Here is a 24,820-nt window from a genome sequence, read left to right on the forward strand (position 1 = left end):
GGGCGCCGGGGTCGGCGCGGTCGTGCGCTGCAGGGGGGCGGCGGTGGTCGGCGCGGTGTTGGTGGTTGGCGGCGGCGCAGCGGTGCGCGCGCCGCGGCTGCCGCCACTGCGGGGTGCCGCTTCGGCCACGACACCGCCGAGCATGATGGCGACGCCGGCGACGGCGAAGGCGCGAATGAGCTTCTTGGACCTGAAAAGGGTCTTGGTCGACATGGTTTCCCCACGAATGGCGCGGCGTTTACGCCGCCGCTGCTAGAACGTTAGCAGCATATGGGAACCGTGTCGCCGCGAGACAATGCCGCAGCGGCAATGCGAAAACCGGCGATGGTTTCGCCTCGCCGGTTTACACAGGTCTCGGACAGAACCGCGATCAGGCGGCTTCGGCGCGCTTCTTGGCAATGGCCGACTTCAGCTGCCGCGCCTTCGGCGACAGGTCCTCGGCATTGGCCTTCTGCAGGAAGGCATCCAGTCCACCATTGTGGTCGACCGAGCGCAGGGCGTGGGTCGACACGCGCAGCGACACCGTCTGACCGAGCAGGTCGGAGGCGAAAGAGATATTCTGCAGGTTCGGCAAGAAGCGGTGCTTCGTCTTGATGTTCGAATGGCTGACCCGGTGGCCAACCTGAACACCCTTGCCGGTGAGTTCACAACGACGCGACATCTGTCGGATCCCAAAGGTAAAGTGCGACGGCGTCGGCCGGCCGCTGGACAAAATGGTCCTGTTCGGAGACGCGACGGCATAGTGACAGGACCCGGGCCTGTCAAGCAAAACCGGCACTGCCGACGTCCCCCGCCTCAAGAAGGATCCTGCCGCATGCCCATCGCCCGTGTCCACCGCATCATCGCGCAAGCGCCCGACGACGTCTCGGGCCTCGAGGCGGCAATCAGCGCCGGCCGGCTCGACCCCGCCGGGATTCTCGCGATCTTCGGCAAGACCGAGGGCAATGGCTGCGTCAACGACTTCACCCGCGGCTTTGCCACCCAGTCGCTGACCCTGGCCCTCGCCCGCCATGTCGGGGCCGAGCGCGCCGCTTCCGTCTGCTATGTGATGTCGGGCGGCACGGAAGGCGCGATGGCGCCGCACTGGACGGTCTTCGAGCGGGTGGAAGGCGAGGGGGCCCCCGGCCCGGCCCTGGCCATCGGCCGGGTCCACACGCCGGCGCTGCCGGCCGGGCATCTTGGCCGGATGGGCCAGGTCGAGCAGGTGGCGGCCGGGGTGCGCGCGGCCATGCGGCAGGCCGGTCTCGACGATCCCCGCGATGTCCATTTCGTCCAGGTGAAATGCCCGCTGCTCACGGCCCAGCGCATCGGCGAGGCGGAGGCGCGGGGCGCCACCGTCGCCGTCCGCGACACGCTGAAGTCGATGGGCCTGTCGCGCGGCGCCTCCTCGCTCGGGGTGGCGGTGGCGCTGGGGGAAATCCCGGCCGAGGCGCTTGCCGATGCGGCGATCGGGCGGGACCTCGCCCTTCATTCCGGGCGCGCCAGCGCCTCGGCGGGGGTGGAGCTTCTCGGCCACGAGATCGTCGTGCTTGGCATGTCAGCTGCCTGGTCCGGGCCGCTGGCCATCGACCATGCGGTGATGGCCGATGCCATCGATGTCGAGCCGGTAAGGGCGGCGCTCGGCCGGCTCGGCCTCGGCGCGGCCGGCCAGCTCGGACCTGTGGCCCGCGACCGGCTCGTGGCGCTGCTCGCCAAGGCGGAGGCCGCGCCCGACGGGGCCGTCCGCGGGGTGCGTCACACCATGCTGGACGATTCAGACATTTCCTCCACCCGTCACGCGCGGGCCTTCGTGGCCGGGGCGCTCGCCGGCCTGGTCGGGCGGACGGACCTCTATGTTTCCGGCGGTGCGGAGCACCAGGGTCCCCCCGGGGGCGGGCCGGTGGCCGTCATCGCCGCGCGGGGCTGATCAGGCGGCGGCGACCATGGCGGCGACGAAATCCTTCGTCGACTGGCCGATGGCGCCGCCGCGCCGTTCGGCAATGCCGTTGACGGCGCTGACATAGCCGTCGTTCCACACCGAGAGGCCGTCGCCGATCCGGGCGGAGAAGATGGAGACCATGGCGCCGGCGATGCCGCGGGCCTCCAGCGCGGGCAGGCGTGAGATGCCGGCATCGTCGAGGCCGCGGTCGGCGTCGACATAGACGGCCGCCCTGACGGCGGACTTCACCGCTGTCTCCGGCCTGCCGGCGAGCAGGCCGCCATGGGAGGCGGTGACAACAATGTGGCCGGCATCCTCGCTGCCCACGAGGCCGTTGGAATCGAGCACGAAGACGCGGATGCCCTTGCCCCCCGCCTCGGTGATCTCGTGGCGCGCCTCGTCGAGCGCGGCAGGGCTAGGCGACGGCGCAAGCGCGGCGCGTGCCAGCCGATCGAGCCCCTCGGCGCAGGTCATGCCGCGCCGCAGGCCGAGGCTCGCCGCGGCAGCGTTGACGAAGGACAGGACCCCGCGTGCGGGCATGTCGGCGCCCCAGCCGATCCGCGCTGAGCTGTGGGCGACCGTCGCGCCGGGCACGCCGAGGCCATCGAGCCAGGCAAGGCCGGAAATGCCCGCCTGTTCCCGGCCGATGCCGGCATCGTTGAGGATGAGGGCGGAAACCCCTTTCTTCGCCCCGTACCAGGCGGCATAGACCGCGCCATGCGAGGCGCAGACGGCGATGCGCCCGCGCGCCTCGGCGGGGAGATGGGTGACGCTGTCGAGAACGAGGGGCGGCGGCATGGACGTCATCCGGTTCGGCTGTCGCGAGAACGGCGACTGTTCCAGTCCCGGTGGCGGGCGGCAATCGGCCGAGCCAAGCCGTTCGTCGGAGGCCAGTCATGCCGGCCCTCGCCTTGACAGGTCCGGCCTCGTCCCCACACTCGCGGGCAACGACCCGCCAGACGGGCGCAAGGCCGGCGCAGACCGGCGACCGGGAGGATGACGACATGACGGCTCCGGCCGGGCGCGCGCAGCGCCGTCCGCACCGCTGACCGGCGGATGGACTTTTCCCTGACCGCGGACCAGCAGGCCCTGCGAGCGGCGGTGGAGCGCCTGTGCGCGCGCTTTCCCGACGCCTACTGGCTGGACCGCGACATCGCGGGCGGCTTTCCCCACGACTTCCATGCCGCCTTCGCCGAGGCCGGGTTCCTCGGCATCGCCATGCCCGCGGCCTTCGGCGGCGCCGGTCTCGGCATCACCGAAGCCGCCCTCATGATGGAGGCGATCGCCGCCTCCGGGGCCGGCATGTCGGGCGCCTCGGCCATTCACCTCAACATCTTCGGGCTCCATCCTGTCGTGGTGAAGGGGACGCAGGCCCAGAAGGCGCGGATGCTCACCCCGCTGATCGCCGGCCGGGAGAAGGCCTGTTTCGGGGTCACCGAGCCCGATGCGGGCCTCGACACGCTGAAGATCACGACGCGGGCCGAGCGCCAAGGCGACGTCTACATGGTCACCGGCCAGAAGATCTGGACCTCGTCGGCGCAGGTCGCCGACAAGATCCTGCTGCTGGCCCGCACCACGCCGCTCGCCGAGGTGGAGAAGCGCACCGAGGGTCTGTCGCTGTTCTACACCAGGCTGGACCGCGCCCATGTCGAGGTGCGCGAGATCGCCAAGATGGGTCGCAAGGCCGTCGATTCCAACCAGGTCTTCTTCGACCGCCTGCCGGTGCCGGCCGACGATCTGATCGGCGAAGAAGGCAAGGGTTTCGAGATCATCCTGCACGGGCTCAATCCCGAGCGCATCCTCATCGCGGCGGAAGCCGTCGGGCTGGGGCGCGCGGCGCTGCGGCGCGCCTGCGCCTATGCCGGCGAGCGCATCGTCTTCGACCGTCCGATCGGCCGGAACCAGGCGATCCAGCATCCGCTCGCCGAGCGCTGGATGGAACTGGAGGCGGCCGAGCTGATGATGCTGAAAGCCGCCAGCCTCTATGACCGCGGCGAACCCTGCGGGCCCTATGCCAATGCCGCCAAATACCTGGCGGCGGAGGCCGGCTACCGGGCCTGCGAGACGGCGGTGATGACGCTCGGCGGCATGGGCTATGCCCGCGCGTTCCATGTCGAGCGCTATCTGCGCGAGGCCTGGATCCCGCGCCTCGCGCCCGTCTCGGCGCAACTCATCCTCTCCTACATCGCCGAGAAGGTCCTCGGCCTGCCGAAATCCTACTGAACCAAGACCAGACCGACAGCGGGGAACGACGACAAGATGGAACCCACCCACAATATCCGGCGGCTGATGGACCTCTACCGGACCATGAGCCGCATCCGCGCCTTCGAGACCGCCGCCCTGAACGCCCACAAGGAGGGTGTTGTGCCGGGGCCGCTGCATGTGTCGATCGGGCAGGAGGGCGTCGCGGCCGGCGTCTGCCTCAACCTGACCACCGAGGATCGCATCACCTCGAACCATCGCGGCCACGGCCATGCCCTCGCCAAGGGCGCCGGCGTGCAGGGCATGATGCGCGAACTCTTCGGCCGCGAGGGCGGCCATTGCCGCGGCAAGGGCGGCTCCATGCATATTGCCGACTTCTCCGTCGGCATGCTCGGGGCGAACGGGGTCGTCTCCGGCGGCATTCCCATCGCTGTCGGCGCGGCCCAGGGCCTGAAGATGTTGCGCTCCAGCGCCATCGCGGTCTGCTTCTTCGGCGACGGTGCCATCAATCGCGGTCCCTTCCTCGAGGGCCTCAACTGGGCGGCGCTCTACAATCTGCCGGTGCTCTTCATCTGCGAGGATAACGGCGTCTCCGCCTTCACTGCCACCGACACCGTGACCGCCGGCCCCGGTGTCATCGCCCGCGCGGCCTCTCTCGGCGTGCCCGGCGTCACCGTCGACGGCAATGATGCCCTGGCGGTGGACGAGGCGGCTGGCCGGCTGGTGGCCGAGGTGCGCGGCGGCAAGGGGCCGCGGCTGCTCCATGCCAAGACCTTCCGCATCACCGGCCACACCTCGACCGATGCCGCGGCCTGGCGGGATCCGGCCGATGTCGCGGCGGCGAAGGCCCGCGATCCGATCGACCGGCTCGGCCTCCTCCTCGCCGACCGGGGCGTTGCCACCGCCGATCTCGATGCGCTGCGCCTTGCCGTCTTCGAGGAGATGGAGGCCGCCGTCAACGATGCCAAGGCCGCCCCCTGGCCCGACGAGGCCATCGCCTACGAGGACGTGCAGGATGTCGGCGCGGTCCGTTTTTCGGGAGTTTCGGCATGAGCATGCATCAGGTCACCCTGGTCGAGGCGGTGCGCCTCGCCGCCCTGCAGGAGATGCGCCGCGACCCCACCGTCTGGGTCATGGGCGAGGATGTCGCCCGTGGCGGCCTCTACGGTCAGTACAGGGACTTCCTGCCCGAATTCGGGGCCGAGCGCGTCGTCTCCACGCCGATCTCGGAATCGACGATCATGGGCGCCGGCCTCGGCGCGGCGCTGGTCGGCACGCGGCCGATCATCGAGATGCGCATCTTCGACTTCGTCATGTGCGCCATGGACGAACTGGTGAACCAGATCGCCAAGATCCGCTACATGTTCGGCGGTCAGGCGCGGCCCTCCGTGGTCGTGCGGATGCCCCACGGCATCTGGCGCAACTCGGCCGCCCAGCACAGCCAGATGCTGGAATCCTGGTTCGTCCATCTGCCGGGCGTCATCGTCGTGACGCCGTCGACGCCGGCGGATGCGGCGGGGCTGCTGGTCAATGCCATCCGCTCCGACGACCCGGTGCTGTTCTTCGACCCGAAGAACCTCTTTCCGGCGACAGGTGACGTGGCCTCGGTGATCGAACCGATCCCCTTCGGCAAGGCGCGCCTCGCCCGCGAGGGCCGCGACCTTACCATCGTCTCGTGGTCGGCCATCATGCCGGCGGTTGAACAGGCGGCGGCGACGCTGGCGGCGGATGGCATCGCCGCCGATGTCATCGACCTCAGGACGCTCTGGCCCTGGGACCAGGAGGCCGTCTGCGCCTCTGTCGCCAGGACCGGCCGGCTGCTGGTGGTGCAGGAGGCCGTCTCGGTGGCCGGTTTCGGTGCCGAAGTGGTCGCGACCGTGCTCGAGACGCTGGGACCGGCCCGGGTCAAGGCGGCCCGCCGGCTCGGCGCGCCGCGCATTCCCATCCCCTTCTCGCCACCCCTCGAGGATGCCGTCAAAGTGACGCCGGCCAAGATCGTCGCGGCGGCGAAGGCGGCGATGGGATAGGGCGCGGCGCTTCAGGACCCCACCCGTACCCTCCCCGCTGTGCGCGGAGAGGGTGGGGGAAGGGTACCGCGAAGCGCTCCGCCCGGCCGGGGCCGTCAGCCTCCGTCCACCTTCCGCTTAGGGGAATTACGTATCAGCCCTTATTGTTCCGGTCGCAAGCGGGTGGGACAGTCCGGGTCCGCGGACGATGGGGCGTCGGACCGCAACGAGGACGTTCGCCATGCGCATCCCGGGTCTTGTGGCGGCCGCGGGGCCGTTTGTCGTCATGGTTCTTGTCGGGCTGGCCGGCCCGCAGAGCGTCAGGGCGCAGACTGCTGCGCCCGAACGGATCGATCTCGCGCAGGTGCCGCCACGTCCCCAGCCGCGCCCCGAATCCGCCCAGCCGCAGCGGGCCCCGGTGCAAGAGCTGCCGCCGCTGCGCGTCTTCCAGCGCGACGATCTCGCAGAACAGGCCCGCCGCTTCGAGACCACCGTCGCCAACAGACAGGCGGGCGATACCCGTCCCATTCCCGAGGTGCGCCGTGATGCCGATGCCGCCTCGACCCGTGGTGATTTCCGCAACGCGGCCCGCCACTGGGAGACGATCGCGCTGCGCTCTGGCATGGATTCGGCGCCCTGGGTGCGGTTTTCGCAGGCCCTTGCCGGCGTCCGCACCAATGACTGGCGCGAGCGCCAGCAGTTGCAAACCGACATTCTCGCCTCCGCCTATATGGCCTATCGGCGCGCTGCCAACCGCAACGAGGAGGCCTTCGCCCTTGCCCATATCCGGCAGATCATGGTGGCGCGCCAGCAATGGCGCCCGGCCATCGACATTGCCCGCGCCGTGGTCGAGACCCGCGACACGCCGGAGGCGCGCGAGGCCTATAACCGGCTGCGCGACCAGCACGGTTTCCGCTTCCGCGAGACCAAGGTGGATTCCGACGCGACGCGCCCGCGCGCCTGTTTCGTCTTCAGCGAGAACCTGCGCGCCGGCCGCACCGATTTCGCCCCCTATATCCGCCAGACCGGCGTCAACGCCCCGCCGATCACGGTCGAGGACCGGCAGATCTGCGTCGACGGCCTGAGGCACGGTGAGCGCTACACGTTCCAGTTGCGCGAGGGCCTGCCCTCGGCGATCCCGAGCGAGAGCCTGACGCGCAATGTCGACGTCACCGTCTATGTCCGCGACCGCACGCCCGCGGTGCGCTTCTCCGGCCGGTCCTACGTGCTGCCGCGCACCGGCCAGCGCGGCCTGCCGGTCGTCACCGTCAACCTGCAGTCGGTGGATGTGGAGATCATCCGCATGGGTGACCGCTCCATCGCCCAGACAATCCAGGAGGACTTCCCCAAGCCGCTGGAAAGCTACGAGATGCAGCAGCTCATTGCCGAGCGCGGCATTTCCGTCTGGAAGGGGCAGCTGGAGACGGAAAACCGGCTCAATGCCGATGTGACCACCGCCCTGCCGGTGGACGAGGCGGTGCGGACGCTGGAGCCCGGCGTCTATGTCGTCACCGCCAAGCCGACCAATGCCCAACGCCGTGCCGACGATGATTATGGCGGCGACGGTCGCGTCGCCCAGTGGTTCATCGTCTCCGATCTCGGACTCACGGCCCTGTCCGGCGTCGACGGCGTCCACGGCTATGTCCATTCGCTGAACTCGGCAAAGCCCCTGGCCGATGTGGAGGTGCGTCTCATCGCCCGCAACAACGAGGTGCTGGGCACGGCGCGGACCGATGGCTCCGGCCGCGCGCGCTTTGCGGCGGGCCTTACCCGCGGCGAGGGTTCGCTGGCGCCGTCCCTCATCGTCGCTTCGACGGTTCAGGGCGACTATTCCTTCCTCAACCTGCGGCAGCCGGCCTTCGATCTCTCCGACCGGGGCGTCGCGGGACGCGAGGTGACCGGACCGCTCGATGCCTTCCTCGTGCCGGAACGCGGCATCTACCGGCCCGGCGAGACGGTCTATCTCACCGCGCTGCTCCGCGACGCCAAGGGCGACGCGGTGCCGAACCTGCCGCTGACGCTGATCGTTGAACGCCCGGACGGGGTCGAATATCGCCGCGTCGTCACGCAGGACCAGGGCGCCGGCGCGCGCGCCGTGCCGATCCCGATCGTCTCCTCGGCGCCGACCGGGACCTGGCGGGTCAGGGCGGTCACCGATCCGCGCAGCCCCACGGCCGGGGAGGTGCGCTTCATGGTCGAGGACTTCGTGCCCGACCGGATCGCCTTTGACCTCGCCCCGACAGCGCCGCGCCTGACCCGCGACGAGCCCTTCGCAGCCACCGTCGATGCCCGCTACCTCTTCGGCATGCCCGGCGCCGGCCTTGCCGTCGAGGGCGAGGTCGTCATGGAGACGACCCCGAGCCTGCCCGATTTCCCCGGTTTCCGCTTCGGCCTCGGCGACGAGGAGGTGAAGCGCGACCGCGAGCCCCTGCCCGAGGGCATCACCACCGACGATGCCGGCAAAGCGACGATTGCCGCCCGCCTGCCGCGCATGGAGGACACGACCCGGCCGCTCTCGGCCCGCCTGCAGGTCCGCGTCGCCGAGCCCGGCGGCCGCGCCGTCGAGCGCACCGCGACGGTACCGGTTCTGCCGGGGACGCCGCTCATCGGCGTCAAGCCGCTGTTCGAGGGCGACCGCGTCTCGGAGAATGAGACCGCGTCCTTCGAGCTCATTGCCGTGGCGCCGGACGGGCGCACGCGGCGCCCCGGGCCGCTGACCTGGCAATTGCTGCGTCTGGAGACGCGCTGGATCTGGACACGGGGCACCTCCGGCTGGGCGAGCCAGGCCATCGTCTCGACACGGCGCATCGCCGATGGCGAGGTGCAGGCTTCCGCCTCGGGCGCCGCGCCGCGCATCGGCGCGCCGGTGCCCTGGGGCCGATATCGCCTTGAGGTGACGGCCGGTGGCGACGTCGCCGGACCGATGACCACGGTCATCTTCGAATCCGGCTACGGCGCCGGCGGGACCGCCGATACGCCGGATGTCCTGGAGATGAGCCTCGACAAACCCTCCTATCGCTCCGGCGAGACGCTGACCGTGGCGATCAATGCGCGCTTCGCCGGCTCTGCGACGGTGGCGGTGATGGGCGACCGTCTTTTGGCCGAGCGTACGGTGGACGTGCCGCAGGGCCGCTCGACCATCCAGATCCCGGTCGGCAGCGACTGGGGTGCCGGTGCCTATGCGACCGTGTTCATGCGCCGGCCTCTCGATGCCGCGGCCTCACGCATGCCCGGCCGCGCCATCGGCCTGGCCTGGTTCGGCATCGACACGGCCGAGCGCCGCCTCTCCGTGACCCTCACCGCGCCGGAGAAGATGGCACCGCGCACGGCGTTGCGGGTGCCCGTCAAGGTCGATGGCCTGTCGCCCGGCGAACAGGCCCATGTGACCGTGGCCGCCGTCGATCTGGGCATCCTCACCATCACCAACTACCAGCCGCCGAAGCCGGACGAGCACTATCTCGGCCAGCGTCGCCTGTCGGCCGAGGTGCGCGACCTCTACGGTCTGCTGATCGACGGCATGTCGGCGGTGCGCGGCTCCATCCGTTCCGGCGGCGACGGGCCGACGAACCGCTTCTCCGGCGCGCCGCCGGCGCAGCAGCCGCTGTCGCTGTTCTCCGGCATCCTGACGGTCGGAGCCGATGGCACCGCGGAAGCCGTCTTCGACATCCCCGACTTCAACGGCACCGTGCGCCTGATGGCCATGGCCTGGACGACGAAGAAGCACGGTTCGGCCTCGCGCGACGTCATCGCCCGCGATCCCGTCGTGGTGACCGCCACTCTGCCGCGGGTGCTCGGCCATGCCGACAGCGCCACGGCGCGGCTCGACTTCGTCAATGCCGAGGGCCCCCCCGGCGCCTATCGCGTCACCGTCAGGCCGGAGGGCCCGCTGCGGCTGACGCAGACGCAGGCGACGGTGCAGCTCGGCGCCGCCGGCGGCCGCGGCTCGGTATCGCTGCCCCTGTCGGCCTCCGGCCTCGGGGTCGGGCATCTGTCCGTGCAGCTCACCGGTCCCGACGGCCTGGACGTCACCTCGCGCTATGCGCTCGGCGTCAGGCCGGCCCTGCCGGACATCGCCCGCCGCACGGTCCTCACCATGGAACCGGGCCAGTCGGTAACAGTGACGAACGACCTTCTCGGTGACTTCCTGCCCGGTTCTGCCCGGGTCTCCGTCTCGGTCGGTCCTTCCACGGCAATGGACGTGCCCGGCCTGATCCTGGCGCTGGACCGCTATCCCTTCGGCTGCACCGAGCAGATCACCTCGCGGGCGCTGCCGCTGCTTTACCTCGACGTCCTCGCGGCGGCCGAGGGCGGCCTCGGCCTCGAGACGCCGGTGCGCGAGCGCGTCGCCGATTCGATCGAGCGCATCCTGTCTCGCTCCTCGGGCTCGGGCTCGTTCGGCTTATGGAATGCCGGATCCAACGAGGACGCCTGGATCGACGCCTATGTGACGGACTTCCTGTCGCGGGCGAAGGAGCGCGGCTATGGCGTGCCGACGGCGGCCTTCAACCTGGCCATCGAGCGGCTGCGAACGCTGGTCGTCTCGACCAACGGCGTCGGCGACAACAAGGGCATGGACCTCGCCTATGCCCATTATGTGCTGGCGCGCAACGGTCGCGGCTCGCTGTCCGAACTGCGCTGGCTCGCCGATACCCAGCTGAACGAGATCGCCACCCCCGTGGCCCGCGGCCAGCTCGGCGCGGCGCTCGCCCTGATGGGCGATATGGGCCGGGCCGAGCGGGTCATGGCCTCGGCGGTGACTCTGCTCACCGCCCGCGGCCAGGTCGACATGGGCCGCTTCGACTATGGCTCGCGGCTGCGTGACGCCGCCGCGCTGATGGCGCTCGGAGTTGAGGCACGCGTCACCCGCCGCATCGTCGCCGACGCCCAGCGCGTCGTCGAGGACCTGCGCGGGCGCACCCGATACCTGTCGACCCAGGAGAAGGTCTGGCTCGTGCTCGCCGCCCAGGCGCTGATCGAGGACGCCAAGCGCATCCGCCTGGATGTCGGCGGCAGCCCGCATGAGGGGGCGCTGGCGCGGACCATCCGGTCCGATGAACTCGGTGCGGGCCTCGCCCTGCGCAATACCGGCCCGGAGACGGTGCGCGCGGTCGTCGCGGTCACCGGCACGCCGGCGACGCCTGAACCCGCCGCGGCCAATGGCTTTACCCTGCAACGGCGTTACATGACGCTGACCGGCCAGCCTGCGGACATCAGCCGCGTCGCCCAGGGCACCCGCCTCGTCGTGGTGCTGCAGGTGACGGAGGCCAGTCCGCAGCTCGGCCAGATCATGCTCGTGGACCGGCTGCCGGCCGGTTTCGAGATCGACAATCCCAGCCTCATCGCCTCGGCTGAGACCTCCGCGCTGAAGTGGCTGCCGGCGGAAGCGGTCCAGCCCGACTACAAGGCCTTCCGCGATGACCGCTTCCTGGCTGCCTACAGCCGCACCAGCGGGTCCAATGGCACCTGGCAGGTGGCCTATATGATCCGCGCCGTGACGCCCGGACGCTATCTCGTGCCCCCGGCCACCATCGAGGACATGTACCGGCCCGAGCGGGCGGCGCGCACCGCGGTCGGCCAGACCGAGGTGACGGCCGGCGCCCGGTAGGAGCGGGCCCATGCGCAAGGCGCGGATGGCGGCGCTGGCAGCCGGCGGGCTGGCGCTCGCCGGGATCGGCTCCGGCGTCGCGCTGCACCGCGCCGGTGCGGGGCCCGACGGCAGCGAGACGCCGTTCTCCCGCGAGGTGGTGGACCGGAACGGGCGGCTTCTCAGGCCGTTCCAGACCGATGACGACATGTGGCGCTTTCCCGGCGCCGCCGCCGATGTCGACCCGCTGTTCCTGCGCATGCTGACCGCCTACGAGGACCGCCGCTTCGCCCGGCATCCCGGCGTCGACCCGCTGGCGCTGCTGCGGGCGGCGGGACAGTGGGCGACGAGCGGGCGCATCGTCTCCGGGGGTTCGACGCTGTCCATGCAGGTCGCCCGCCTCATCGACAAGCGCGAGGGCGGCCGCTCCATCGCCGTCAAGTTGCGCGAGATGGCCCGGGCCGTCAGGCTGGAGCGCGATCTCGGCAAGGCACGGGTCATCGATCTCTATCTGTCGCTGGCGCCCTATGGCGGCAATGTCGAGGGCATCCGCGCCGCCTCGCTCGCCTATTTCGGCAAGGAACCGCGCCGCCTGTCCCCGGGTGAGGCGGCATTGCTGGTCGCCATCCCGCAATCGCCCGAAGCGCGGCGTCCCGATCGCCATCCCGAGGCCGCCCGCCGCGCCCGCGACCGCGTGCTCGACCGCATGCTCGCGGCGGGCGTTCTCAAGCCGGAACAGGCCGCCTCAGGCAAAGCCGAACGGGTTCCCCTTGCCCGCCGCCAGATGCCGACCTTCGCCTGGCATGCGAGCGGCGAGGCGACCGCCGCCAGACCGGGCGAGCGCGTGCACCGGATGGCCTATGACCGTACGGCACAGGAGGCCCTGGAGGCGCTATTGCGCGAGCGGGTGCGGGCGCTCGGCACGCGGCTGTCCGGCGCGCTCATCGCCGTCGATCACCGTAGCGGCGATGTCATCGCCCGCATCGGCGCGGCCGATCCGCTCGACCATGAGCGGCAGGGGGCGGTCGACATGACCCGCGCGGTGCGCTCGCCGGGATCGACGCTGAAACCTTTCATCTACGCCATGGCCTATGAGGCCGGTCTCGCCCACCCCGAGACGCTGATCGAGGATCGCCCATCGCGCTTCGGCACCTATGCGCCGGCCAATTTCGACCGTGGCTATCAGGGCACGGTGCCGACGCGCCTCGCGCTGCAGATGTCGCTCAACGTGCCGGCGGTGGCGCTGCTGGAGGCCGTCGGGCCGCAGCGCTTCTTTTCCCGCCTCCAGCAGGCGGGCATCCGCCCCGTCCTGCCACGCGGCGAGGTGCCGGGACTGGCTGTCGGGCTCGGCGGGGTCGGCCTGCGACTCGCCGATCTCGCGGCTCTCTATGCCGGTCTTGCCCGCGGCGGTGAGATGGCGGACTTCGTCGAGCGGCTGGGCGCGCCGCAGTCGGCGGGACGGCCGCTCACCGACGAGGCCGCGGCCTGGCATGTCGGTGACATCCTCACCGAGGCGCCGGCCCCCGATGCCGCCCTGACCGGCCGCCTCGCCTACAAGACCGGCACGTCCTACGGCTTTCGCGACGCCTGGGCCGTCGGTTTCGACGGCCGCCGTACGGTCGCCGTCTGGGTTGGCCGGCCCGACGGATCCTCGGTGCCGGGCATTACCGGCCGCACCGCCGCGGCGCCGATCCTTTTCGATGCCTTCGCCCGCCTCGGGTCTCCGGCAGCGATGCCGGCCCGGCCGGTGGCCGCGCCGGCGCTCACCCATCCGCAATTGCCGGCGCCGCTGCGCCGCTTCGGCCCGGCGCGCGAGGCGGCGGGCGACACGCGCGACCTGAAGATCGCCTTCCCGCCGGATGGCGTGCGCGTCGATCTGGGCGCGGCGCGGGGCGAGATGGAGCAGTTGGTGGTGCGCACGACAGGTGGGCGGCCGCCCTTCACCGTGCTGGTGGACGGGCGACCCGCGGCCCGGTTCGGGGCGCAGCGGCAGGCCAATGTCCTGCCCGACGGGCCCGGCTTCACCACCCTCTCGGTGGTGGATGGCGAGGGTCGCAGCGCTTCGGTGACGGTCAGGGTCGAATAGTCAGCGCGGCGAAACTGCGCCCGGGAGCCCGAGAACCCAGCCGCGTGTCATCACCACCAGTGCCTGGGCGATGACCTCGTCCGGGGCCGGGCCGAGCTTCTCCTCAAGCCCCAGCGAAACGATGCCGTGGGTGGCCGAGAACAGGGTGCGGGCGAGGCCGCCGCGCACCTCCGGCGTGGCATCGGGCAGCAGTGTGGCCAGCGGGCCCTCGATGTGGCGGAAGAGCTTGCCGACAACGCCGAGATACCAGTCCGGCGGCGAGGATCCGTCCGGAATCTGATGGGCGAAGACGGCCGTCCAGCGCCGTCGTTCGGCGCGCGAGAAGCCGTGATAGGCGAGGGCGAGGCGGCGCATGGCGGTCTCGGGATCGGTGTCGGGCCTGACGGTGGCGGCCAGGACCGCGTCCAGCTTCTCCAGCGTGCGGGCATTGACCGCAAAGATCAGTGCATCGAGGTCCGGGAAGACGTTGTAGATCGCCCCGACGGCGCAGCCCGCCGTCTCCGCGAGCGTGCGCGCCTTCAGGGCGGAGAGCCCGCCCTTGGCGATGGCTGTCTCGGCCGCCAGGATCAGATCGTCGCGCAGCCTGGCGCGCTTGGCCGGCAGGTCCGTTGTCATGCAGATACCGCCTTCCGAGAAAATTTGAACGGCGTTCAAAAAATGGCTTGAACGACGTTCACGGCCTTGCTAGAAATCGTTCATGAACAACGTTCATAGCGAGGGGGTCGCCCATGTTCAAGTCGATGTTCAGGGTCATGCATGGCCAGTTTCGCGTCGGCGCCGGCTGCGTCGACGACCGTAACGCGCTGGCGCTGATCGACCATCAGGCGCGGGTCGCGACCCGTGATCTCGCCCTGGCGCGTCGGGAACTGGCCGCCGCAGTGGCCTCCGAGCGCTCGGAGGCGCACCGGCTGCGCAACCTCGCGAGCCGCATGGCGACGCTCGACGGCCGCGCCGTCGCGGCGGTCCGCGCCGGTTTCGCCGACATGGCGGAAGAGGCTGCGGCGGATATCGCGGTGATCTCGACGGATTGCATCGTCGGCACCCAGTGCCTGAAGGTGCTGGCGGCTGAGATCGAGCGGCAGAAGCAGAAGATCGCCGATGCCGAAATCAGGCTGGCGCGCTGCGAGCGTGGCCGGCGGATCGTCATGGCGGAACAGGCGGTGCGGGCCCTGCGTGAAAGGACGACCGGCCGACCCGGGGACGAGGGGTTGCTGCTCGCCGAGGCCGAGGCGACGCTTGCCTGTCTCAGGCGCAGCCAGATGCAGCGCCTCTCCACCCGTCCGGCGACGGCGCGGTCCGCCGCAGCCCCCTTGCCTGGCGTCTTCGCCGGAGCCCCCGGCCAGCGGCGGAGCCCGAGCGCCGCCGAGGTCCTCGTCAGCATCCGCAACCGGGCGATGATGCCAAGCCGCGTGGCCTGAGGCCGGCGCCGTTCAGGCGCCGGGATGGTACTGGTAAAGCCAGCTCTCGGAAGCGACCTGGTCGCCGACCCGGAGATAGCAACGCATCTCAACGGGTTCATTGCCTTCGACCCTGAGGTCGAACTGGGTGCGCCAGTGGCCCGGCACGTCGTTGGGCACCGCTTCGGTATATTGATAGTCCCCGAAGGTGCCGCGCGAGGTCCAGAGAACCGGTTTTGGGATGGTGCCCTTGGGCAGGTTGACCAGCGGCCCGCCCTTGAACTCGACGAGGAACTTGCGCACGCCCTGCGGCCGGGGCTGGCCCGGCTGGCCGCCCCGGCCGAGGCGCGTGGCGACGACCCGGGCGAGCGGCGTCGGATAGGGCTCGTCGGCGAGCCAGTGCAGCCGGTAGCGGAATTCGAGCGGCCGGCCCGGTTCGGCGGGGGCCTCCGGCACCCACATGGCGACGATATTGTCGTGGATCTCGTCGTCAGTGTTGAGCTCGACGAGCTGCACCGCGCCACGCCCCCAGTCGCCCTGCGGCTCGACCCAGGCCGAGGGGCGCTTCTCGTATTTGACGCCGTCGAGATAGTGCAGGAACTCGCGGTCGCGCTGCAGCAGGCCGAAGCCGCGCGGCGTCCGGTCGACGAAGCTCGAGGTCATGGTCCGCGGCGGGTTGTTGAGCGGCCGCCAGATGCGCTCGCCCTGGCCGGTCCAGATGGCGAGACCGTCGGAATCGTGGACTTCCGGACGCCAGTCGATGGTGCGCGAGCTGACGGTTTCCGAATACCAGTACATGGAGGTCAGCGGCGCGATGCCGACATGGGTGACGGTGCGGCGGAAATGCAGCGTCGCCTCGATGTCCATGACGACCCCGCTGGTGCGCCGGCATAGGAAGCGGTAGGCGCCGGTCAGCGAGGGCGAATCCATCAGCGCATAGAGCGTGACGGGATCGGCTTCGCTCGCCGCCGGGGCGACCCAGAATCCCACGAAATCGGGGAATTCCTCCGGGCCGGGCGCCTGGCCAGGGGAAAGGGCGAGGCCGCGCGCCGACAGGCCGACCTGGCCGAGTTCGCCGACGCCGCGGAAATAGGAGGCGCCGAGCCAGGTGGCCCAGGGCTCCTGCGTCTTCCACGGGCCGGACTTCGCCTCCTGCAGCCACAGGCCGGCGAAGGCCGAGGGTTCGGGCGGCAAGGCGGCGGCGGGGTGGTCGGGCAGAATGGTGAAATAGCGCGGATCGTAGACGATCTCGCGCGCCGTCTGGCCTTCGACAACGTGCATGTGGACCGTCTTCGGGAAGAACTGACCGACATGCTGGAAGGTGACGGGATAGGCGCCCGGCCCCTCGGCGAACAGCGCCACGTCCTTGTCGAAGCGCAGCTTGCCGTGATTGTCGTAGTCGATGCGGCTGACGACCTGCGGGTTCGGGCGGGACGGCGGAACATAGGGCTTGCCGGCAGCGGCCAGAGCCATCTGTTTCAGGACGTCGTAGGAAAATGGCTTCGCCGTCCCGAAGCGCAGGGCGGTGGCGGCGGTCGCCCCACCGGGCAGGGCAGGGGCGAGGCCCGCTGCCGCAGCGATGGTCAGGAGGTTCCGGCGGGACAGGGTGTGGATCATCGGGCTCTCGGGCAGGCGGTGGGGCGTCCCTCATGGCACGGCATTCCCGGCGAATCTTGGGCGCCGTCGTGCCATTGCCAGCCTGTCCGCCATAGCGCGATTGACATTTCGCCGCACCTGGTGTTTTTCGCTGCCCTCACGGCACTTTCGCCGAGGACACCTCTCCGCGCCATGGCTTTCGGTCGCACCAAAACGACGACGAAAACCAAGCCGGCCGCCACAGGCGGCACGGCAGGCTGACGCTTCGTCCTCGCAACCGGGTGCTCCCCCGACGGGGAGATGGGCGCCACGGGACCCGGTGACGGGCCCCGATCCCGGGGGAGAGTTGCAAGCCAAAGAGGCCAGAATCATGGGTTACAAGGTCGCGATCGCCGGCGCCACGGGCAATGTGGGCCGCGAAATGCTCTCCATCCTCGAGGAGCGCGGGTTCCCCGTCTCGGAGGTCGTGCCGCTGGCCTCGCGCCGCTCCCTCGGCCAGGAGGTCTCCTTCGGCACCAAAACGCTGAAGGTCAAGGCACTGGAGAATTACGACTTTTCCGACACCGACATCTGCCTGATGTCCGCGGGCGGCGCGGTGTCGAAGGAGTGGTCGCCCAGGATCGCCGCCGCCGGCTGCGTCGTGATCGATAATTCCTCGGCCTGGCGCTATGAGTCGGATGTGCCGCTGATCGTGCCGGAGGTCAATGCCGATGCCATCACCGGCTTCGCCAAGCGCAACATCATCGCCAATCCGAACTGTTCGACCGCCCAGCTTGTCGTGGCGCTGAAGCCGCTGCACGACCGTTTCGGCATCAAGCGGGTGGTGGTCTCGACCTACCAGTCGGTCTCCGGCGCTGGCAAGGACGGCATGGACGAACTCGATCGCCAGACCAAGGCGCTCTATTCGATGAAGGACCCGGAGACCAAGAAGTTCCCGGCCCGCATCGCCTTCAACGTCATTCCGCACATCGACGTCTTCATGGAGGACGGCTCGACGAAGGAAGAGTGGAAGATGACGGTCGAGACCAAGAAGATCCTCGACCCGAAGATCCGGCTCACCGCGACCTGCGTGCGCGTGCCGGTGTTCATCGGCCATTCGGAGGCCGTCAACATCGAGTGCGAGCAGCCGATCACGGCGGATGAGGCCCGCGAGATCCTGCGGGCGGCGCCGGGCATCCTTGTCATCGACAAGCAGGAGAATGCCGGCTATGCGACGCCGCTCGATGCCGCCGGCGAGGACGCGACCTACATCTCGCGCATCCGCGAGGACGCGACCGTGGAGAACGGCCTCGCCTTCTGGTGCGTCTCCGACAACCTGCGCAAGGGCGCGGCGCTGAACGCGGTGCAGATCGCCGAGGTGCTGGTCAACCGCAAGCTGATCCAGCCCCGGGCGAAAGCGGCGGCCTGACCGCCGCCCTTTCCTTCGCTTGAACCCATTGGTAGCGACGGCGGGCCCTGACGGCCCGCCGTTCGTCTTTTGGGGAGCCGTCATGGCCCGCTGGATCGCTCTGTTCGACGACAATCCCGATGCCGCCTGGGTCCGGAAGGACCATGGCCAGGCACATTTCGACTACCTTGCCGCTCACGCCGACCGCATCCTGATCGGCGGTGGCCTGCGATCCGAGCCGGGCGCCTGGTGGGAGGGCGGGCTCTGGGTCCTGGAGGTGGAGAGCCGCGAGGAGGCTGTGGGCCTCGTCGAAGCCGACCCCTATTTCACGCACGGCCTGCGCAAGGGCTACCGGCTCGCGGTGTGGGGCAAGGCACCCTGTTATGGCGAGGTGAGGCTGTAGCTCACCCCACCGCGCTGCAAGCGAAGATCCGGCCAGGACGGTCCATCACCGGCTGGAACAGGCCGGTGGCCTCGTCAAGCCAGCTCAGCACGCCGGTGGCGACGCCGAAGAAGGCGCCGTGCAGCTTCAGCTTGCCACGCTGCTCGAGGATGCGCACGCAGGGGAAGGTGCGCAGGTTGTTGAGGGTGCTGGCGACGGAAGCGAATTCGAGCAGGCGCAGATAGTCCTCCATCCTCCGCGCGCCGCGCGGCCCGACCTTGTCGATGGCCGGGGCGACGAGGCCCATCCAGCGGCCGATGAAATCGCCCGGCGAGAGCGGCTCGGCATCCTCGGCGACGGCAGCGCGGATCCCGCCGCACTGGGCATGGCCGAGCACGACGATGTCGGTGACGCGCAGGGCCTGGACGGCGAATTCGAGGGCCGCCGAGGTGCCGTGATAATTCTCGTCCGGCGCATAGGGCGGCACGAGATTGGCGACGTTGCGCACGATGAAGAGCTCGCCCGGGCCGACGTCGAAGATCACTTCCGGCGAGACGCGGCTGTCGCAGCAGGAGACGACCATGGTCTTCGGGCTCTGGCCGCTCTCGGCGAGGACGCGATAACGCTCCGAGACTTCGGGAAACCGTCCATCCAGAAAGGCGGCGTAGCCGTCGACCAGGCGTTGCGGCAGCATGGTGGGGCTCCTGCACGGGGTGAAGCCCGCGCATCAAGACCCTCTGGGCCTTGAGGTCAATCCCGCTTTTGGCAGTGCAGCACCTACAGCCAGTCGGGCAGGCGATCCATGGCAATGATGGCCTCGACGTCGAATCTCGGCCGCACCACCGCATAGTCGGCGCCGCGTACCAGCACTTCCGGCGACAGGGGCCGCGTGTTGTACGTGCCGGCCTGGACTGCGCCATAGGCGCCGGCCGTCATCACCGCGAGCAGGTCGCCGGGCCCGACCGCGGGAAGCTTGCGGCCGAGGGCGAGATAGTCGCCGCTCTCGCAGATGGGACCGACCACGTCCACTTTCGGCTTCGGCGCGCCGGGAGCGGGTTCGCGCACCGGCCGGATCTCGTGGTGGGCGTCATAGAGGGTCGGGCGGATGAGGTCGTTCATGGCGCCGTCGACGATGACGAAGGTGTGCCCCTCCGTCTCCTTCACATAGATGACGCGGGTGACGAGAATGCCGGCATTGCCGACCATCATGCGGCCGGGTTCCATGATGACCCTGGCGCCGAGGCTTGCCGTGTGGCGTTTCACCACCTCGGCATAGCGGATGGGATCGGGCGGCGGGGCATTGTCGTCGCGGTAGGGGATGCCGAGGCCTCCGCCGACATCGACATGGTCGATGGCGTGGCCGTCGGCCCTGAGCGTCCCGACGAATTCCGCCAGCAGGGCATAGGCGTCGTCGAAAGGCTGCAGGTCGGTGATCTGCGAGCCGATATGCATGTCGACGCCGGCGATGTGGATGCCGGGGAGCTTGGCGGCGCGGGCATAGGCCTCGCGGGCGGTGGAGATCGGAATGCCGAACTTGTCGCCCTTCTTGCCCGTGGAGATCTTGGCGTGGGTCCGGGCGTCGACGTCGGGATTGACGCGGAAGGAGACATGCGCCGTGCGTCCGAGCGCCGTGGCGACGCGGGAGAGCTGGGCGACCTCCGGCTCGCTCTCGACATTGATGCAGAAGACGCCGGCCTCAAGGGCCGCGGCATGTTCGGCCTCGGTCTTGCCGACACCGGAGAACATGATCCGGTCCCCGGGCACCCCGGCCGCCAGCGCCCGCTTCAGCTCGCCGCCGGAGACCACGTCCATGCCGGCGCCGAGCCGCGCCAGGGTCTTGATGACGGCCTGGTTGGAATTGGCCTTCATCGCGTAACAGACGAGGAAATCGAGCCCGGCAAAGGCCTCCGAGAAGACGCGATAGTGCCGCTCCAGCGTCGCCGTGGAATAGCAGTAGAAGGGCGTGCCGACCTCGGCCGCGATGGTGTCCAGCGGCACGTCCTCGGCGTGAAGGCGGCCGTCACGATAGGCGAAATGATGCATGGCGGGGATGTTCGGCTTCGGTGTCGCGCCCTTGCAGCGGGCAGGTCTAGAGCAGCGGGTCGAGGATGAACTGACCGGAGGGGATCAGCTGGCCGCCACCGACGGGTCTGTTGCGGTCATAGTCACGGCGCGCCGACGTCTCCGCCTGACGCTGGTTGGGGTTGGCGGGATCCGCCGGGACTTCCGCCCGCGGCGGCAGGTTCGGCGGCGTCGGCCCGCCGATGGGCGAGGGGGTCTCTCCAGGGAGTTCCAGGCCACCCCGCCGGCCACATCCGCCGAGCGCCGCCGCGCCCGCAAGGACAGCAAGGAGAGCAGTGCGGCGGGACAGCGATGGGGTCAATGAAGGGTCCTCGGCGAATGAGCGTCCGAACCATAACGGAAGCGGCGGGGGACTGCGAGAGGGGGCGGCCTGGCATTCTTGCGGGATGTCGGGTGTTGCGGCCTCAGGCCGGTGCCGGGGGGCTCTCGCCAGCCGGTCCGCCGCCAAGCTGCGCGCCGGCCCTGGCAAAGGCAAGGACCGCAGGCGAGGTTTCGCCCCGCCGGGTGCCGATACAGACCTCCACCGGTTCGGGACCGTCGCTGACCACGAGAAAGCGCACGCCCTTGACGCCGAGGCGGGCGGCGACTTCCGGGACGAGCGCGACGCCGAGGCCGGCCGAGACAAGGCCGACGACCGTGTGGATCTGCGTCGCCTCCTGGACGATGACCGGCGTCACCCCGGCTCGGTCGAGGGCGCCGGTGATGCGGGCATGGAACAGCGGGCTGGTCAGCCGCGGGAAGCCGATCATCGGCGTGGTGACGAGGTCGCGGAGCGACACCCTTGGTCGGGCGGACAGCGTCATGTCCTCGGGCACGGCGAGGAGGAAATGCTCGCGGCGGATCGTCTCGAAACAGAGGCCATCGACTCCCGCCACGGGCCTGAGGATGCCGACGTCGATGTCGCCCGCGGCGAGCGCGGCCGCCTGCTCGGCCATGGTCATCTCGGCGAGGTCGAGCCCCACCTGCGGGTGATCGCGGCTGAACAGGCGCAGCAGTTCCGGCAGGGTGCCGTAGGTGGCGGAATGGATGAAGCCGATGCGCAGCCGGCCCGACTTGCCCTCGGCGATCGCCCGCGTCTCGTCACCGGCGCGCCGGAGATCGTCGAGGAGGCGTCGCGCACGCGCGAGGAGAGCGGTCCCGGCGCGGGTCAGCGCGACGCGCCGTTGGGTCCGTTCGAACAGGACGGCGCCGAGGTCCTTTTCGAGATCGCGGATGCGGCGGCTCAGATGCGGCTGGGCAATGCCGAGCCGCCCGGCCGCCCGGCCGAAATGCAGGTCCTCGGCGAGGACGACGAAACTGCGCAGCCCGACAATGTCCACGTCGATACGGATAGCGCATCAATCAGCATCTATCAATTTATTGGACGTCTTTTGAACGATCCCCATACTTCCGGAAAAGACGGTCCGGGAGGACAGATGAGCATCGGATTTCGGGTGCAGCCACGGGTGGCGGCCAGCAAAGACCTCGTCGGCGGCCTGGCGGGGGTTCCGACCTCCATTGCCTCCGACAACATGGCGCGGCTCTTTGCCGGCGGCTGCGGCCTCAGGCCCCATCACCGCGGTGGGGCTCTGCTCGGGACGGCCTTCACCGTCCGCACCCGCCCGGGCGACAACCTCATGGTTCACAAGGCGATCGACATGGCCGAACCGGGCGACGTGGTGGTCGTCGATGCCGGTGGCGACCTGACCAATGCGATCATCGGCGAGATCATGCTGTCGATCGCCGCCCGCCGCGGCCTCGCCGGCTTCGTCATCGACGGGGCCGTGCGCGACACCGATCATATCGCCGCCTCGCCGCTGCCGGTCTATGCGCGCGGCGTCACCCATCGCGGGCCCTACAAGGACGGGCCGGGCGAGCTCAACGGCCCGGTCAGCATCGGCGGCATGCCGGTCATGCCGGGCGACATCATCATCGGCGACGCCGACGGCGTCTTGGCGATCCCGCAGGCGGAAGCGGCTGAGGTGGCGCGGCTCAGCCGCGCCCAGATGGCGCGCGAACAGGCGATCCTCGCCTCCATCGCCGACGGCAGCATCGACAGGTCCTGGGTCGATGCGACGCTGAAGGCGCGGGGCTGCATGCTATGACCCAGTTTGCGCCGGAGGCCCTCACCGACTTCTGCACGGCGGCGCTCGTCGCCGGCGGCGTGCGGCAGCAGGTGGCCATGTCGGTGGCCGCCTCGCTCGTCTATGCCGATGTGCGCGGCGTCGAGTCCCACGGTATTCTGCGCCTGCCCATTTATCTCCGCCGTGTCAGGGAAGGCATGGTGGACGTCGTCCGCGAGCCCGCTGTCGTGCAGGATCGCGGCGCGACGGCGCTGGTCGACGGCGGCAACAATTTCGGCGCCTATGTCGGCCAGAAGGCGCTGGATCTGGCCATCGAGAGGGCGCGCCACTATGGCGTGGCGACTGTCGGCGTGTGTCGCTCCAACCATTTCGGCACCGCCGCCTATTTCGCCGAACAGGCGGCCGCGGCGGGCCTCATCGCCGTCATCGTTTCGAATGCCTCCCAGACCATGCCTCCCACCGGCGGGGTGCGGCCGTTCCTCGGCACCAATCCGCTGGCGATCGCCGCCCCCACCGGCGGCCCGACACCGTTCCTCCTCGACATGGCGACCAGCCAGGTGGCCCGCGGCAAGATCATCGCGGCGGCGCGGCGCGGCGAGGCGATACCCGAGGGCTGGGCCATCGATGCGGCCGGACAGCCGACGCGCGATGCGGAGGCCGGGCTCGCCGGGGCCGTTCTGCCGCTCGGCGGCGCCAAGGGCTATGGGCTGTCCATGGCCATCGACATCCTCGCCGGCGTTCTAACCGGCGCCGGTTACGGTCCGCATGTGCGCAACATGTACGAGGACTGGGGGAACCCGCAGGATGTCGGCCACAGTTTCATCCTGATCGACATCACCGCCTTCATGCCGTTGTCCATCTTCCTCGCCCGCATGCAGGACTATGTGGAGTTGCTGAAGGCCGAGCCGCGGGCCCCCGGCATTCCGGAGATCCTGTTTGCCGGAGAATATGAACATCGCCTCGCACAGGGGCGCCGCGAGACCGGAATCTTCCTCGTTCCCGCGGTGGTGGGGGAACTGTCGGAGCTGGCGGCGGATCTCGCCGTCCCGATGCCGTACCCCATCGACCTCGTCGATCTCCGGAACGGGAGGGCCGCCGCTGGCGCCTGACCGCTCCATTATCAAGTCGCCGCAGCGCGACGTCGCCAAGGGAGGATTCACATGTTGCACCGCCGTCATCTTCTGAGCCTTGCCGGTTCTGCCCTCGCCCTGCCGGTCCTGTCGGCGCGGGCCCAGTCCGGCTGGACGCCGAGCCGTCCGATCACGCTGCTTGTGGGCTTTCAGCCCGGCGGTGGCACCGACGTCACCGCCCGGACCGTCGCCCAGGCTGCCGAAGGCGTCTCGCCTGTGCCGGTCCTGGTGGTGAACCGGCCCGGTGCAGCCGGCGCCATCGCAGCCGAGTTCGTCGCCCGGGGCGAGCCCGACGGCTATACAATGCTCGTTGGTGGCGGCAGCGAGAGCACGACCCTGCCGCATTACAACCGCCTCAACTACAAGCTCGAGGACTTCCGCGGCATCGCGCGGGTCAACCGCGAGCACATGGTGCTGGTCACCTTTCGCAAGGGCGGCATCAACTCCGTCGCCGGACTGGTGAAGCGGGCCAAGGCCGAGCCTGGCAAGCTGACCTACGGGTCTTCCGGCCAGGGCGGGATCCTGCATGCCGCTTTCCAGGCACTGGAGAAGACGGCCGGCATCCAGATGACCCACGTCGCCTATCGTGGCGGTGCCCATGCGCTGCAGGACCTGCTTGGCGGCCGGCTGGACATGACGCTGCTGACGCCGGCCGAGGCCAAGAACCAGTCCGATGCCGGCCATGTCTTCATTCTCGCCACCACCTCCAACCGGAGCAGCATCCTTCCCGATACGCCCTCTCTCACCGAGGCGGGCGTACCGGTCAATATCGAGAACATGAAGGGATTGATGGTCTCGGCACGCACGCCGGCGCCGATCATCGCCTATTATGATGCGCTCTTCGCTCGCATCCTGCAGAGCGAAAAGATGAAGGAACTCGCCCAGCGCACCAATCTGGACCTCGCCTATCTCGACGGTGCCGGTTTCATGAAGGCGATGGAGGACACGTCGCGGGCCGTGCTTGCCGCCAAGGGCGATTCCTGACTC

20 protein-coding genes and 1 pseudogene are annotated in these 24,820 nt (G+C 69.8%); 12 read left to right on the top strand and 9 right to left on the bottom strand.

Annotation, left to right across the window (positions count from 1 at the left end; all coding sequences use genetic code 11):
* Both Q0C57_RS04545 and rpmB read right to left on the bottom strand, forming a co-directional pair.
* Nucleotides 1-213, bottom strand: a pseudogene (locus Q0C57_RS04545) (hypothetical protein); the annotation flags it as partial.
* Nucleotides 214-370: 157 nt separating this feature from the next.
* Entirely contained in the window at nt 371-661 is a 291-nt protein-coding gene (rpmB, locus tag Q0C57_RS04550; RefSeq protein WP_106749993.1) for a 50S ribosomal protein L28, read from the bottom strand.
* A 153-nt stretch (nt 662-814) separates the two neighbouring features.
* On the opposite strand from rpmB, the gene Q0C57_RS04555 reads away from it, so the two are divergent.
* The gene (locus tag Q0C57_RS04555) at nt 815-1,906 is read left to right on the top strand and encodes a ring-opening amidohydrolase (RefSeq protein ID WP_296572713.1); all 1,092 of its coding nucleotides are present in this window, start codon (nt 815-817) and stop codon (nt 1,904-1,906) included.
* Here Q0C57_RS04555 and Q0C57_RS04560 read toward each other — a convergent pair whose 3' ends face one another.
* On the bottom strand, nt 1,907-2,716 hold the full coding sequence (locus Q0C57_RS04560; RefSeq protein ID WP_296572716.1) for a hypothetical protein: 810 nt from the start codon (nt 2,714-2,716) through the stop codon (nt 1,907-1,909).
* Nucleotides 2,717-2,974: 258 nt separating this feature from the next.
* On the opposite strand from Q0C57_RS04560, the gene Q0C57_RS04565 reads away from it, so the two are divergent.
* From Q0C57_RS04565 to pbpC, 5 genes are all read left to right on the top strand, one after another.
* Nucleotides 2,975-4,141 carry an acyl-CoA dehydrogenase family protein gene (locus Q0C57_RS04565; protein ID WP_296572719.1) on the top strand — a complete coding sequence of 389 codons (1,167 nt, stop codon included), beginning with the start codon at nt 2,975-2,977 and terminating at the stop codon, nt 4,139-4,141.
* A 36-nt stretch (nt 4,142-4,177) separates the two neighbouring features.
* A complete protein-coding gene (locus tag Q0C57_RS04570; protein WP_296572723.1) occupies nt 4,178-5,173 on the top strand; it encodes a thiamine pyrophosphate-dependent dehydrogenase E1 component subunit alpha in 996 nt (331 codons plus the stop codon).
* Nucleotides 5,170-6,147, top strand: coding sequence for a transketolase C-terminal domain-containing protein (locus Q0C57_RS04575; protein WP_296572726.1), 978 nt, complete (start codon nt 5,170-5,172; stop codon nt 6,145-6,147). The genes Q0C57_RS04570 and Q0C57_RS04575 overlap by 4 nt, the downstream gene beginning before the upstream one ends.
* 220 nt (nt 6,148-6,367) lie before the next feature.
* On the top strand, nt 6,368-11,731 hold the full coding sequence (locus Q0C57_RS04580) for an alpha-2-macroglobulin (RefSeq protein WP_296572729.1): 5,364 nt from the start codon (nt 6,368-6,370) through the stop codon (nt 11,729-11,731).
* A gap of 10 nt (nt 11,732-11,741) precedes the next feature.
* Complete coding sequence (gene pbpC, locus Q0C57_RS04585; protein WP_296572732.1) at nt 11,742-13,796, top strand: penicillin-binding protein 1C; 2,055 nt, start codon at nt 11,742-11,744, stop codon at nt 13,794-13,796.
* On the opposite strand, the gene Q0C57_RS04590 is transcribed toward pbpC, so the two are convergent.
* Nucleotides 13,797-14,411 (bottom strand): TetR/AcrR family transcriptional regulator, encoded by a 615-nt coding sequence (locus tag Q0C57_RS04590; protein WP_296572733.1) that lies wholly within the window; start codon nt 14,409-14,411, stop codon nt 13,797-13,799. It abuts the gene before it with no gap.
* 113 nt (nt 14,412-14,524) lie between these two features.
* Here Q0C57_RS04590 and Q0C57_RS04595 point away from each other — a divergent pair, with 113 nt between their 5' ends.
* Nucleotides 14,525-15,214 carry a hypothetical protein gene (locus Q0C57_RS04595; RefSeq protein WP_296572735.1) on the top strand — a complete coding sequence of 230 codons (690 nt, stop codon included), beginning with the start codon at nt 14,525-14,527 and terminating at the stop codon, nt 15,212-15,214.
* Nucleotides 15,215-15,226: 12 nt separating this feature from the next.
* Here Q0C57_RS04595 and Q0C57_RS04600 read toward each other — a convergent pair whose 3' ends face one another.
* Nucleotides 15,227-16,810: a glucan biosynthesis protein gene (locus Q0C57_RS04600; protein ID WP_296572738.1), complete on the bottom strand. Its 1,584-nt coding sequence runs from the start codon at nt 16,808-16,810 to the stop codon at nt 15,227-15,229.
* Nucleotides 16,811-17,159: 349 nt separating this feature from the next.
* On the opposite strand from Q0C57_RS04600, the gene Q0C57_RS04605 reads away from it, so the two are divergent.
* On the top strand, nt 17,160-18,197 hold the full coding sequence (locus tag Q0C57_RS04605; protein ID WP_296572740.1) for an aspartate-semialdehyde dehydrogenase: 1,038 nt from the start codon (nt 17,160-17,162) through the stop codon (nt 18,195-18,197).
* Nucleotides 18,198-18,279: 82 nt separating this feature from the next.
* Entirely contained in the window at nt 18,280-18,579 is a 300-nt protein-coding gene (locus Q0C57_RS04610; protein WP_296572743.1) for a YciI family protein, read from the top strand.
* A gap of 1 nt (nt 18,580) precedes the next feature.
* Here Q0C57_RS04610 and Q0C57_RS04615 read toward each other — a convergent pair whose 3' ends face one another.
* From Q0C57_RS04615 to Q0C57_RS04630, 4 genes are all read right to left on the bottom strand, one after another.
* Nucleotides 18,581-19,252, bottom strand: coding sequence for a carbonic anhydrase (locus Q0C57_RS04615; RefSeq protein ID WP_296572746.1), 672 nt, complete (start codon nt 19,250-19,252; stop codon nt 18,581-18,583).
* Nucleotides 19,253-19,335: 83 nt separating this feature from the next.
* Nucleotides 19,336-20,601, bottom strand: a complete 1,266-nt coding sequence (gene lysA / locus Q0C57_RS04620; RefSeq protein ID WP_296572749.1) for a diaminopimelate decarboxylase — start codon at nt 20,599-20,601, stop codon at nt 19,336-19,338.
* A 46-nt stretch (nt 20,602-20,647) separates the two neighbouring features.
* On the bottom strand, nt 20,648-20,941 hold the full coding sequence (locus Q0C57_RS04625; RefSeq protein WP_296572752.1) for a lipoprotein: 294 nt from the start codon (nt 20,939-20,941) through the stop codon (nt 20,648-20,650).
* A gap of 103 nt (nt 20,942-21,044) precedes the next feature.
* Nucleotides 21,045-21,959: a LysR family transcriptional regulator gene (locus Q0C57_RS04630; RefSeq protein WP_296572755.1), complete on the bottom strand. Its 915-nt coding sequence runs from the start codon at nt 21,957-21,959 to the stop codon at nt 21,045-21,047.
* A 96-nt stretch (nt 21,960-22,055) separates the two neighbouring features.
* On the opposite strand from Q0C57_RS04630, the gene Q0C57_RS04635 reads away from it, so the two are divergent.
* Genes Q0C57_RS04635 through Q0C57_RS04645 form a run of 3 tightly spaced genes read left to right on the top strand, consistent with a single transcriptional unit; the run spans nt 22,056 to nt 24,817 of the window.
* On the top strand, nt 22,056-22,724 hold the full coding sequence (locus Q0C57_RS04635; RefSeq protein ID WP_296572757.1) for an RraA family protein: 669 nt from the start codon (nt 22,056-22,058) through the stop codon (nt 22,722-22,724).
* On the top strand, nt 22,721-23,812 hold the full coding sequence (locus Q0C57_RS04640) for an Ldh family oxidoreductase (protein WP_296572759.1): 1,092 nt from the start codon (nt 22,721-22,723) through the stop codon (nt 23,810-23,812). The genes Q0C57_RS04635 and Q0C57_RS04640 overlap by 4 nt, the downstream gene beginning before the upstream one ends.
* Nucleotides 23,813-23,863: 51 nt before the next feature.
* The gene (locus Q0C57_RS04645) at nt 23,864-24,817 is read left to right on the top strand and encodes a tripartite tricarboxylate transporter substrate binding protein (RefSeq protein WP_296572762.1); all 954 of its coding nucleotides are present in this window, start codon (nt 23,864-23,866) and stop codon (nt 24,815-24,817) included.
* The last annotated feature ends 3 nt before the right edge of the window (nt 24,818-24,820 follow it).

This window comes from Phreatobacter sp. (assembly GCF_022843985.1).
Classification (GTDB): Bacteria; Pseudomonadota; Alphaproteobacteria; order Rhizobiales; family Phreatobacteraceae; genus Phreatobacter.